The sequence below is a fragment of the Actinomadura sp. DC4 genome (assembly GCF_030406325.1).
Lineage (GTDB): Bacteria > Actinomycetota > Actinomycetes > Streptosporangiales > Streptosporangiaceae > Actinoallomurus.
Map to the genome: position 1 here is coordinate 111,132 of NZ_JAUEQY010000025.1, position 11,665 is coordinate 122,796.

Sequence of the window (11,665 nt, forward strand, 5' to 3'; positions counted from 1 at the left end):
CGCCCTCACTCCGTGACCCGGGCCGCGCGCCGGGCCATGCGGAGGATGCCCTCCCGGTCGAGCACCTTGAACTCCCCGGTGGCCTCGACGGTGACCCGGCCGCGCTGGGTGAGCGTGCCGACCGTCCGCACCCGGCCGTTCTCGAACTCGGCGACCTCGCCCTCGAACCGGCACGGCTCGTGCAGAGCGGTCGGCCGCCGGTAGGTGATCTCCAGCCGTACGGTCGGGCCCGCGTAGCCCCCGGCGACGTTGGCCGCCGCCAGCACCAGGTCGAAGGAGGCCGCCAGCACGCCGCCGTGCACGCAGCCGGGCGGCCCCTCGTACGGCGCGGTGAACGTCCCCTCCAGGATCGACTTGGGCGGTTCGAGGGAGGCGGTCAGCGGCACGGCGAGCGGGTTGTGCCGCCCGACGACGACGTCGTAGGGCATGTGGCGCGCCAGGTCGCGCGGCACCAGGCCGTCCCGTTCGGCGCCGAACGTCCGGGTCTCCGGGATGTCCGACCCGTGCCGTTCCAGCGCGTCGGAGATCGCGTTCAACCCATGGGCCGCGGCCATCGTCGCCTCCGGGGAGGCCGTCGTGGTGCCGCACAGCTCGATCAGCCGGCGCACGGCGTCGGCGAGCGCGGCCGACTCCCCCTCCCGCCCGGCCAGGGCGGGATGGGCGAGGGGCGCCTCATCGCCGTTCCCGTCGGTGGACGGGCCGGGAACGCCGATCGGGATATCGCTCACCTGGTGTCCTCACGTCAGAGCCTGCCGCCCGTACGGAACTCCGGCGGCACCCAGGACGGCTCGCGCTTCTCGGCGAACGCGCGGGTCCCCTCGGTCATCTCCGGCCCGAACAGCAGGGAGTCGAACGTCATCCGGTCGACGCGGTCGTAGTTGTCGTTGATGATCCTCTTGAGGTGCAGCCTCGCCTGCGGGGCGGTACGGCAGATCTGCACGGCCGCCTCCTCCGCACGCTCCAGCACCTCATCATCCGGTACGACCCGAGAGAAGATACCCCAGCGCTCGGCCTCGTCCGCGGCCACCACCCGGCCGGTCAGCAGCATGTCGCGCGCCCGTGCGATCCCGATCTGGGCGGGCAGGTAGGCCGCGTAGCCGGTGTCGGCGATGCCCCGCAGCAGCTCAGGCGCCCGTACGGTCACGCTCCGCCCGGCCACGGCCACGTCCGACAGCATGGCGATCAGCAGGCCGCCGCCCTGCGCGAGCCCGTTGACCGCCGACACGACCGGTTTGGGGGAACGCCGGATCGCCTCGAACGGCGTGCAGTCGTTGCCGAGCAGGTCGGGGAAGTCCAGCCAGCGGTCCGGCTCGTTCCCGCGCAGCTCGCCGCCGGGCACGAACACGTCGCCCGTACCGGTGATGAGCAGGGCACTGAGGCCGGGGTCGCGGTTGACCAGGTCGACGGCGCGTCGGACGCCGAAGTACATCGCGCTGGTCAGCGCGTTGCGCGAGTCGGGCCGGTCGACGACGCACCAGGCCAGCGGGCCCTTGCGCTCGAACCGGAGGTACGGCGTGCCGAGGTCGTCGCCCGAAAGGCCCGCGGTCTCCCGCTCCGGCGTGCCCATCACCGGCGCTCGAAGGTCACGCCGGCGGCCTCACGGTCCCAGGTCGCCGGGGTGACGCCCTCGCCCTTGAGGATGTTCTTCGTCGTTCGGCCGGTCTCGCTGAGCGGCAGTTCGGCGCGGAACTCCAGGTAGCGCGGCACCGCGTAGTAGGGCAGCCGCTCGATCGCCCAGCGGCACAGCCGCTCCTCGGTCAGGGAGGCCGTCTCCCGGATGACGACGGTCGCCTTCACGTCGTCCTCTCCCACGTCGCTCGCCACCGCGTGCACGCACACGTCCTTCACGTCGGGGTGTTCGTGGAACACCTTCTCCAGTTCCCAGCTCGAGATGTTCTCGCCGCGCCGCCGCATGTAGTCGGCCTTGCGGTCGACGAAGTAGAGGTAGCCGTCCTCGTCCACGCGCCCGATGTCGCCGGTGTGGAACCACAGGTTCCGCCAGGCCGCCACGGTCGCCTCGGGCCGCCCCCAGTAGCCCTCGAACATGGCGTACGGCAGGCGCGGGCGGCAGACGATCTCGCCCTCGGCGCCGGGCGGCACCTCCCGGTCGTCGTCGTCGAAGATCTTGACGATGAACGTCTCGGCGTTGACCAGGCCCGCCGAGCCCGGCCGTCCCGGGCTGCCCGGCGGGAGCCAGGAGATGAGCGAGGCCTCCGTGGTGCCGTAGGCGTTGCTGAACGTGCCGACGCCGAAGCGCCGGTGGTAGATCGCGTCGATCTCGGGCGGGATCGGCGCGCCGGTGACCAGCCGCAGCGTCGTGTTGGCCTCCGGCCCGCCCGCGCCCCTGGCCTGGGGATGGTCGTCGGCGCGGGCGACGAGCACGGCCGGGGAGCCGAGCAGCGAGGCGATGGTCGCGCCGGTGCGGTCGATCTCCGGCCAGAAGCCCGAGACCGAGAAGCGCCGCGACAGCGCGGCCCGGCCGCCGCTGAGCAGCGTGCCGGTGAGCATGCAGGAGATGGCGTTGAAGTGGAACAGCGGCAGCGGGCTCCACACCACGTCCTCGCTGGTCCGCCCCCACGACGCGATGATCTGGCGGGCGATCGTCAGGTGGTAGTTGTGGCTGAGTGCGCACCCCTTGGACGGGCCGGTCGTGCCGCCGGTGTAGACGATCGTGCCCAGGTCGGAGGGCCGGACCGGCGCCGGAGGGCGGCCGTCGCCGGCCGCCGTCAGGTCGTCCCAGGAGTGGACGGCCGCCGTGACGCGGACCCCGGCGGGGTCGCCGACGACGACCAGGTGGCGCACGCTCTCGATGGAGTCGAGGACCTCCGCGGGGCGTGCGGCCAGGTCCCGCTGGACGATGACGACCGCGGTGCCGGCGTCGGAGAGCTGGTGCCGCAGCAGCGGCCCCTTCAGCGCGGTGTTGACCGGCACCGCGATCGCCCCGAGCCGGTGGATCGCGAACCAGGACAGCACGGCCGCGGGACCGTTCTCCAGGATGGTCGCGACGGTGGACCCGTGCCGTACGCCCAGCTCCGCCAGGGCGTTCGCCACGCGGGCCGCCGCGCGGTCCAGCTCGGCGGCGGTGTACGGCGTGCCGCAGCAGTCGATGAAGGGCGTGTCGGGCTCCCGCTCCAGGCGGCGCTCCAGCAGGTCGGGCAGGGTCTGTTGCTCTGCCACCACCCAGTCGGCCATCGAGGTTCTCCTCGCTTCGACCTCTAGATCAAATCATTAATACATTATCCATCTTGCTCCTGATCTGCGAGACCCTCTTGCCGGTCGAGCCGAACCGTTGTTCACTTTGCTGAAACCACCGTTCATACCGTCCGGCGAGGAGCAGCGATGAACGCTGAGGAACTCATCATGATCAGCGTCGACGACCACGTCGTGGAGCCTCCGGGCCTGTTCGAGAACCACATCTCCGGCAGGTACCGCGACCAGGCCCCCAAGGTCGTCAAGCAGAAGAACGGCGCGGACGTCTGGACCTTCGGCGGCTCGATCATTCCCAACATCGGCCTCAACGCCGTCGCCGGGCGCCCCAAGGAGGAGTACGGCATCGAGCCGACCGCCTTCGACGAGATCCGGCCCGGCACGTACGACATCGACGAGCGGATCAAGGACATGAACGCGGGCGGGATCCTCGCGTCCATGAACTTCCCGTCCTTCCCCGGCTTCAGCGGACGACTGTTCGCCGCGGCCGAGGACAAGGACCTCGCGCTCGCCGTGCTGCGCGCGTACAACGACTGGCACGTCGACGAGTGGGCCGCCGCGTATCCGGGCCGCATCATCCCGATGGCGCTGCCGATCCTCTGGGACGCCGAGCTGTGCGCCGAGGAGGTGCGCCGCGTCGCGCGCAAGGGGTGCCACTCGCTCACGTTCACCGAGAACCCCGCCACGCTCGGCTATCCGAGCTTCCACAGCGACCACTGGGACCCGCTCTGGCGCGCGGTCTCGGAGGAGAACGTCGTCGTCTCCATCCACCTCGGCTCGTCGGGCCAGCTCTCGGTGACCGCGCCGGACGCGCCCATCGACGTCATGATCACGCTGCAGCCGATGAACATCTGCCAGGCGGCGGCCGACCTGCTCTGGTCCCGCGTCATCAAGGGGTTCCCGGACATCAAGTTCGCGCTGTCCGAGGGCGGCACCGGCTGGATCCCGTACTTCCTCGACCGGATCGACCGCACCTACGACATGCACCACCTGTGGACCGGCCAGGACTTCGGCGACAAGCTGCCCAGCGACGTCTTCCGCGAGCACTTCCTCACGTGCTTCATCTCCGACCCGGTGGGTGTACAGCTCCGGAACCTGATCGGCATCGACAACATCGCCTGGGAGTGCGACTACCCGCACTCGGACTCGTCGTGGCCGAACGCGCCGGAGGAGCTGGCGGAGGTCGCCGAGGGGGTGCCCGACGCGGAGCTCGACAAGATCAGTTACGAGAACGCGATGCGGTGGTACTCCTTCGACCCGTTCGTCGGCCGTACGCGGGAGCAGTCGACGGTCGGCGCCCTGCGCGCCGAGGCCGCCGGGCACGACGTGAGCATCAGGGCCTCGGACAAGGGCCGGTTCGAGAAGTCGGTCGGCGTCGAGATCGGCAAGCTCGCCAAGGCCGCCACGGCGTGACTCACCGCGCGGCGGGCTCGGTCAGGTCGAGTCCGCCGCGGCCTCGGCGGGTTCTTCGAACATGCCGCGCTCGCGGAACAGCCGGACGACGTTGTCGCCCTGGCGGCGGAGCATCTTGGTGTACTCCGCGGCCGCGCGCTCGGCGTCGGCCTTGCGGATGGCGCGGACGATGGCGGCCGTGCCGTCGCGCTCGGCCTTGTCCGAGCCGGGCACCTGCTCGAAGAAGTTGCCCGGGACGATGCCGGTCATCTGGCCGAGCATGCTGCGCAGCCGCGGGGAGCTGGCGGCGTCGATGACCAGGCGGTGGAAGTCGAGCGTCAGCTCGTGCAGCCGCGCGACGTCGTCGCACCCGGCGATCTCCCGCTGGACCGGGGCGAGCCGGTCCGCGAGCGCGGCGCCGCGGCGCTCGACCGCGCACTTGACGCCGAAGCCGTAGAACAGGCCGTACAGCTCGTAGTGGTCACGGACCGAGGCCTCGTCGAGCGCGTTCACGAAGACGCCTCGGTGCGGGACGATGGTCATCCAGCCCTCGCGTTCGAGGGCGACGAGCGCCTCGCGAACGGGGATGCGTGACACGCCGAGCGTCTCGGCGATCGCGTCCTGGGGCACGCGCTGGCCCTGGCGCAGCACTCCGTCGAAGATCAGCCAGCGGATGTACTGCTTGACCTGCTCACCGCTGCTCATGCGCGAAAGCTGGGAGCCGGGGAGCGGAGTGGCGTCTCCGGCCGGCAGGTCCGATCGCCTGAGAGGTTGCTGACGGCGCGCGATCGTTCTCACTCCTCCATCCGGCGGACGGCGCTGCACCACCCGGGCCCGACCAAAGTTAGCAGCAGCGGGACCGGAGTCCGGGCGTTCGGCGGCGACGCCGGACGCCCGGGCGCCGTCACCGTACGGGCAGGTCCAGGCCCAGCAGTTCGATCGCGTTGCCCCGGGCGATCTTGTCGATCGCCGTCTGGTCGAGGTGGCCGAGCTGCATCGCGGCGGCCTCCCGTGAGTGCGGCCAGGTGCCGTCCTGGTGCGGGTAGTCCGTCTCGAAGGTCACGTTGTCGAGGCCGACCTTGTGGAGGATCTCCACGCCGACGGCGTCCTTGAAGAAGCAGCTGTTGATCTGCCGGTAGTAGTAGGTGGACGGCGGCTCCGGGCAGTTGTCCTTCCCGCGTGCCCAACCACGGTGGGTCTCCCACACGTCGTCGATGCGTTCGAGGAGGTAGGGGATCCAGCCGATCTGCGCCTCGGCGTACAGCAGCCTCAACCGCGGGAACCGGTGCAGCACGCCGGCGAACAGGAAGTCGGTCATGCTGGCGACGCTGTTGCCGAAGATGATCGTCGCGCCGACGGCGCCGGGGGCGTCGGAGGAGGTCTGCGGCGTCTTGGTGCCCGAGCCGATGTGCATCGCGACGACCGTGCCCGTCTCCTGGCACACCGCGAAGAACGGGTCCCAGTAGCCCGAGTGCAGGCTCGGCAGGCCGAGGTAGGCGGGAAGCTCGCTGAAGGCGACCGCGCGTACGCCGCGTGCCGCGTTGCGCCGTACCTCGGCGACCGCCAGCTCGATGTCCCACAGCGGCACGACGCACAGCGGGATCAGCCGTCCTCCGCTGGAGCCGCACCACTCCTCGACCATCCAGTCGTTGTAGGCCTCGACGCTCAGCCGGGCCAGCTCGCGGTCCTTGCCCCACAGGAAGATCTGGCCGCAGAAGCGCGCGTAGTTGGGGAAGCACATCTGCGCCTGGACGCCGTTCAGGTCCAGGTCGGCGAGCCGCTCGGCCGGGATCCAGCAGCCCGGCCGCATGTCGTCGTAGGTGATCCCGCCGGTGGTGACCTCGTCGGCGGGCACTCCGGCCGCCGCGATGTAGCGCTTGATCTGCGTTCTGGCCTCCTCGTAGAACCACCAGGCCACGTCGGGGCCCTCGGTCCCCGGGGTCTCGACGTACTTCCCGTCGACCAGCCGGACATCGCCGGCCGGCGCGTGGACGATCCTCGGGCCCGCCTCGCGGTGGCGCTGCGGGAGGCGGCTGCTCCACAGGTCCGGGGGCTCGACGACGTGGGCGTCCATGTCGATGATCGGCGGGATCTTTGCCAGTCGTTCGCTCAGCACGTCGGCGCCGACTACCTGGTCTGTCACGATTCACCTCGGGACGTATATCAGATCTTTTATACATTTTATGTGCAACGTGGGGCGACCGCGAGAGTGTCCTCCGGGTCATTCCCCCAAGTACCGGCGGGTCGCCGGATCGACCGGCGCGGTCAGGGCCGCCGTCGTCATGTCGATGAGGTTCTGTGCCACCACGGACAGCGGCAGCGGACGCCGCCTGCTCTCCTCGCAGTCCTCGACGATCGCCCGGTCCGCCATCGCGTGCATGATCGACTGCGACGCGACGACGAGGCGCTCGACGGCCAGTTCGCGGGGCATCGACGCGGACATGACCTCGACGAGCGTACGGGCGGCCAGGGTGAGCGCCGGGTCGACGATGGTCTGGACGTCCTCGATGGCCAGGCCCGGGTGGGACAGCATCGAGGTCCAGATCCGGATCGCGGCCCGCTCGCCGCTCCCCCGGCCGATGTACTCGGCGACCGGCAGGACGATCACCGCGACCAGGTCGCGCACCCGCGGCTCGCCGCCGACGATCTCGGCGTAGAGCTCCTCGTGGCGGGCCCGCAGCCAGGGCCCGTGGCGCTGCATGATCGCGCGCAACAGCCCGTCGCGGTTGCGGAAGTGGTAGTGCAGCGCCGCGGTGTTGCGCTGGCCCGCCGCCGTGTTGATCTCGTTGAGCGAGACGCCGGCGATGCCGCGCTCGGCCATCAGCCGCTCGGCGGCGTCCAGGATGCGCTCGCGCGTCCCGGCGCCTCGCGACGCGACGGCTCGCTCAGACACCACTGCCTTCCATCCGGCGTACGCGGCCCGGCACCCATGCCTCCTTCGGCACGTCCTCACCATAGAACTGCTTCGCCCAGTGGCGGAACTCGATGATGGGCCCGTCGCCCTTGATCAGCAGAGGCTTCTCGACGTAGACCTTGTTCTCCCAGATCGGCACGTCCTCGGCGATGGCGTCGACGAAGGTCTGGATCATCTTGGCGGCGAAGCCCGCCATCGACTTCGGCGTCGTGAAGACCCAGCGGATGTGGACGTGCTCGTCGTCGACGGGGCTGACCGAGGAGACGAAGGACATCACGCCCTTGAGCCGCAGCGCGCCGAGGCCGAGCCCGTAGGACCGGCGGACGAAGTCGACCGCGTGCCGCTTGCCGCTCTTGCTCGTGAACTCCTGCCGCTCGGTCACGGTCTTGACGAACCCGTCGTATTCCACGTCGCCGCCCGGCACCGTCTCCAGGCCGTGGACGTACTTGAAGTGGACGTAGTCGGCGTTGTTCTCGGCCATCTCCTGGCAGCAGGTCGCGAACCGGAACTCATGGAAGACCGGTTCGGTCCACTCCTCGTCGCCGAACTCCTCCATCGCCGGCATCTCGATGTACGGCTCGGCGGCCCCGAGGTGGTGCCAGGCGAAGACGAGGCCGAAGCGCTCGACGACGGGATAGGAGCGGACCCGCGCCTGCGGCGACGGCTCGGCGTCGGTGTAGGGCACGTCGAGGCAGCGGCCGGACACGCCGTCGAACCGCCAGGCGTGGAACGGGCACTCGAGCAGCTCTCCGGTGACCCGGCCGCCCTTCGCCAGGTTGGCCCCCAGGTGCGGACAGTGGGCGTCGACCACGTGGGCATCGCCGGACGCCGTACGGAACACCGCCAGGTCCCGCCCGAAGTAGTGCGCGGGCTCGACCTCACCGACCTTGATCTCATCGCTGCGCGCCACGGCGAACCAGCCGTTCGGGACCGGGAACGGGAAACGGGGCACGACGCCCTCCTCCGATTTAAAGAGAGTTCTTCAATCGAAGGTAACACCGGCCCCGCCGTCTGACCACAGCCCCGGACCCTCGTCGATGACGCCGAGAGCGCGCATGGCGGCCAGGTCTTCGGCGCCGTAACCGAGCTCTCTCAGCACCGGCTCGGTGTGCTCGCCGAGTGCGGGGATCGGGTCGAGCCGCATCTCCCAGTCCGCCGACTCCGGCGGTGGCAGCAGGGCCCGCAGCGGACCGGCGGGCGAGGCGACCTCCCGCCACCGGCCGCGTTCGGTGAGCTGAGGGTGGTCCAGCACCTCGCTCGGGCGGTTGAGCCGCGCGTGCCCGAGCCCGGCCGCCGCCGCGGCGCCGCGGCACTCGGCCAGCGTCCGGCTCCCCGCCCACGCGCCGATCGCCGCGTCGAGTTCCGCGCGGTGCTCGACGCGCCCGCGGTTGCTCCCGTACCGGTCGTCGCCCGCGAGGTCGGGCCGGTCCAGCACGTCGAGCGCCAGCCGCCGCCACTCGCGGTCGTTGGTGGTGCCGAGCACCAGCGTCTGCCCGTCCGCGGTGCGGTACGCGCCGTACGGGGCGACCATCGGCGAGCTCAGGCCGTTGGGCCGCAGGTCGGAGCCGCCGTAGCGGGCCTGGTTGAGGGCGAAGCCCATCCATTCGGTCACGGCGTCGAACAGCCCCACCGAGATGGCCGTCCCCTCGCCGGTCCGCTCGCGGACGAACAACGCGGTGAGCACGCTCGACAGGGCGTACATCGCGGCGCTGAGGTCGGCGACCGGGACGCCCGGTTTGGCCGGCTGCTCAGGAGTACCGGTGATGGCGCACGAGCCGGCCTCTGACTGGACCAGCAGGTCGTACGCCCGCTCCCCCGCGTACGGGCCGTCCCGGCCGTATCCGGAGATGTCAACCGTGATCAGGCGGGGATGCGCGGCCCGCAGCGCGGCCGGGTCCAGGCCCAGCCGTACGGCCGCGCCGGGCGCCAGGTTCTGCACGAGGACGTCGGCTCGCGCCACCAGCCGGGCCAGCGCCTCCCGGCCCAGCGGGTGCTTCAGGTCCAGCGCGACGGACTCCTTGTTCCGGTTGGCCCAGGTGAAGTGGGCGCTCATCCCCCGTACGACGTCGTCGTAGTCGCGGGCGAAGTCGCCGCCGGCGCGGTTCTCGATCTTGATCACCCGGGCGCCGAGGTCGCCGAGGTGCCGGGTGCAGACGGGGGCCGCCAGCGCCTGCTCGACGGCGACCACGACGATTCCGCGCAGAGGGTGCACTCGGACGCTCCGTAAAGCCGAATTTGATTCTATATATATAATATCCGAGTGATGCGTGAACGCGACGGTGCGCTGGTCGGCCTCTCGATCGACGACGGAGTGGCACGGATCCGCCTGGCCGACCCCCGGCACCGCAACGCGCTGTCCAAGCGGCTGAGCGACGACCTGGCGGCGGCCGTCGGCGCCGCGCTCGCCCAGGACGCCCGCGCGATCGTGCTGACCGCCGCGCCTCCCGTCTTCTGCGCGGGCGGCTCACTGGAGGGACTGCTCGACCGCACGACCCCGCTCGCGGACATGTACGCGGGCATGACGCGCCTGGCGGACGCCCCGGTCCCCACGATCGCCGCGGTGGGCGGCGCGGCGATCGGCGCGGGGGTCAACCTGCCGCTGGCCTGCGACGTCGTCATCGCCTCGCCGGACGCCCGGTTCGACCCGCGCTTCCTCGACGTCGCGATCCACCCCGGCGGCGGCCATCTGTGGCGACTGGCGCGGCGCGTCGGCTCACAGGGCGCGGCGGCGCTCGTCCTGTGCGGCGACACGCTCACCGGGCGAGAGGCCGCCGACCGCGGCCTGGCCTGGCGCTGCGTCGACGGTCCGGACCTGGAGCCGACCGCCCTGCGGCTGGCGCGGCGCGCGGCCGGGCGGTCCGCGCCGCTGGTCCGCCGTACGAAGGCCACGCTGCGCGACAGCGTCGCACTGTGCGACGCCTCGGACGCCGCCCGGCTGGAGCTGCGGGCGCAGCAGTGGTCGGTCGAGCAGCCGGAGTTCCCCGAGGCGGTAGGGCGGATCCGGCAGCGGCTCCGCGACGGTGAGACAACGAGTGACAGCGGGGGTTCCCATGTCGACTGACGCGGCGAGCGAGGCGGCCACGTCCCTGCCCGCGCCCAGCGGGGCGATGGTGCGGCGCAACAGCGGCGAGCAGGTCGCGCTCTACCTGCGCCGGCTGATCTTCGACGGCCACCTGCGGCAGGGCGACCGCGTGCCCCAGGACGAGATCGCCCACGTCCTGGGCGTCAGCCGGATCCCGGTCCGCGAGGCCCTGCTCTCACTCGAACGCGAGGGCTGGGTGACGATCAGGCCGCATCGGGGCGCCTTCATCGGCGCGCTCGACGAGGCCGCCGTACGCGACCACTACGCGCTCTACGGCCTCATCTACGGGTTCGCGGTCAGGCGCGCCGCCGAACGCAGCACGCCGGAGCTCGTCGAACGGCTGGCGGCGACGTGCGCGGAGCTCGACGGGGAGGACGACCCGGCGATCGTCTCCCGGCTCACTCGCCACTTCGACCGCCTCATCCTGGAGACCGCGAGCTCCCCGCGGCTGCGCGCGGTGCTGCGCGGGATGGTCGGCATCGTGCCGGGCAACTTCTTCGCGCTCGTCCCGGGCTCGATCGCGGTGGAGCGGACCGGCAGCAAGGCCATCCTCGAGGCCATCCGGCGGCACGACGCCGAACAGGCCACCGAGGCGTACGCGACGATGCTGAGGCGGCAGGGCGACCTGGTCGCCGACCTGTTCACCTCCCGCGGCCTGTTCCCAGGCCCCGGGGCCTAGCCTGGACCGATGACCACGGCTCAGCGGCTGCGCGTGCTGGCTCGTCCCTACCTCGTCGACTTCGTCGAGGACGGAAGTCTCCCCGCCGACGGCCGGTGGACGGCGCTGGTGCGGGCACCGGAGGGCCTGACGGTCGTCCGCGAGGCGCCCCCGGCCACCGGGGACGGGCTGTGGGCCGGGCTGTACGGCGGTGAGACCGCCCATGGGCCGGACACTCCGGGAATGCTGGCCGCGCTGGTCGGGCCGCTGGCCCAGGCCGGGATCGCGGTCTTCGTCGCGTCGACGTTCCACGCCGACCTGCTGCTCGTGCCGTACGAGCGGCTCCCGGAGGCCGTCGAGGTGCTCCGCGGCGCCGGGCACGAGGTGGATCCGGCCGCGCGCGAACCCTGAG

The 11,665-nt window shown here is 71.4% G+C and carries 12 protein-coding genes; 4 read left to right on the forward strand and 8 right to left on the reverse strand.

Annotated elements, in window-relative coordinates; translation table 11 throughout:
• Positions 1-5: 5 nt before the first annotated feature.
• The 3 genes from QWU11_RS33790 to QWU11_RS33800 are packed head-to-tail and all read right to left on the reverse strand — an operon-like array spanning position 6 to position 3,192.
• On the reverse strand, positions 6-728 hold the full coding sequence (locus tag QWU11_RS33790) for a hotdog domain-containing protein (RefSeq protein ID WP_290118558.1): 723 nt from the start codon (positions 726-728) through the stop codon (positions 6-8).
• 14 nt (positions 729-742) lie between these two features.
• The gene (locus QWU11_RS33795; protein WP_290118613.1) at positions 743-1,567 is read right to left on the reverse strand and encodes an enoyl-CoA hydratase/isomerase family protein; all 825 of its coding nucleotides are present in this window, start codon (positions 1,565-1,567) and stop codon (positions 743-745) included.
• Entirely contained in the window at positions 1,567-3,192 is a 1,626-nt protein-coding gene (locus QWU11_RS33800; protein ID WP_290118559.1) for an AMP-binding protein, read from the reverse strand. The genes QWU11_RS33795 and QWU11_RS33800 overlap by 1 nt, the downstream gene beginning before the upstream one ends.
• A 147-nt stretch (positions 3,193-3,339) precedes the next feature.
• Between QWU11_RS33800 and QWU11_RS33805 the strand changes: the two genes are divergently transcribed.
• Positions 3,340-4,620, forward strand: coding sequence for an amidohydrolase family protein (locus tag QWU11_RS33805; RefSeq protein ID WP_290118560.1), 1,281 nt, complete (start codon positions 3,340-3,342; stop codon positions 4,618-4,620).
• Positions 4,621-4,641: 21 nt separating this feature from the next.
• Here the strand turns inward: QWU11_RS33805 and QWU11_RS33810 are convergent, their stop codons facing one another.
• The 5 genes from QWU11_RS33810 to QWU11_RS33830 all read right to left on the reverse strand — a co-directional run bounded on the left by QWU11_RS33810 (position 4,642) and on the right by QWU11_RS33830 (position 9,725).
• Positions 4,642-5,304 carry a GntR family transcriptional regulator gene (locus QWU11_RS33810; RefSeq protein WP_290118561.1) on the reverse strand — a complete coding sequence of 221 codons (663 nt, stop codon included), beginning with the start codon at positions 5,302-5,304 and terminating at the stop codon, positions 4,642-4,644.
• A gap of 199 nt (positions 5,305-5,503) precedes the next feature.
• Positions 5,504-6,742 (reverse strand): amidohydrolase family protein, encoded by a 1,239-nt coding sequence (locus QWU11_RS33815; RefSeq protein WP_290118562.1) that lies wholly within the window; start codon positions 6,740-6,742, stop codon positions 5,504-5,506.
• 78 nt (positions 6,743-6,820) lie between these two features.
• Positions 6,821-7,492 carry a TetR/AcrR family transcriptional regulator gene (locus QWU11_RS33820; RefSeq protein WP_290118563.1) on the reverse strand — a complete coding sequence of 224 codons (672 nt, stop codon included), beginning with the start codon at positions 7,490-7,492 and terminating at the stop codon, positions 6,821-6,823.
• Entirely contained in the window at positions 7,485-8,465 is a 981-nt protein-coding gene (locus tag QWU11_RS33825) for a Rieske 2Fe-2S domain-containing protein (RefSeq protein ID WP_290118564.1), read from the reverse strand. The genes QWU11_RS33820 and QWU11_RS33825 overlap by 8 nt, the downstream gene beginning before the upstream one ends.
• Positions 8,466-8,495: 30 nt before the next feature.
• A complete protein-coding gene (locus tag QWU11_RS33830) occupies positions 8,496-9,725 on the reverse strand; it encodes a CaiB/BaiF CoA-transferase family protein (RefSeq protein ID WP_290118565.1) in 1,230 nt (409 codons plus the stop codon).
• 51 nt (positions 9,726-9,776) lie between these two features.
• Here QWU11_RS33830 and QWU11_RS33835 point away from each other — a divergent pair, with 51 nt between their 5' ends.
• From QWU11_RS33835 to QWU11_RS33845, 3 genes are read left to right on the forward strand one after another with little or no spacing between them, the layout of a single operon-like run.
• Complete coding sequence (locus QWU11_RS33835; RefSeq protein WP_290118566.1) at positions 9,777-10,574, forward strand: enoyl-CoA hydratase-related protein; 798 nt, start codon at positions 9,777-9,779, stop codon at positions 10,572-10,574.
• Positions 10,564-11,274 carry a GntR family transcriptional regulator gene (locus QWU11_RS33840; protein ID WP_290118567.1) on the forward strand — a complete coding sequence of 237 codons (711 nt, stop codon included), beginning with the start codon at positions 10,564-10,566 and terminating at the stop codon, positions 11,272-11,274. The genes QWU11_RS33835 and QWU11_RS33840 overlap by 11 nt, the downstream gene beginning before the upstream one ends.
• Before the next feature lie 9 nt (positions 11,275-11,283).
• The gene (locus tag QWU11_RS33845) at positions 11,284-11,664 is read left to right on the forward strand and encodes an ACT domain-containing protein (protein ID WP_290118568.1); all 381 of its coding nucleotides are present in this window, start codon (positions 11,284-11,286) and stop codon (positions 11,662-11,664) included.
• Position 11,665 lies beyond the last annotated feature (1 nt).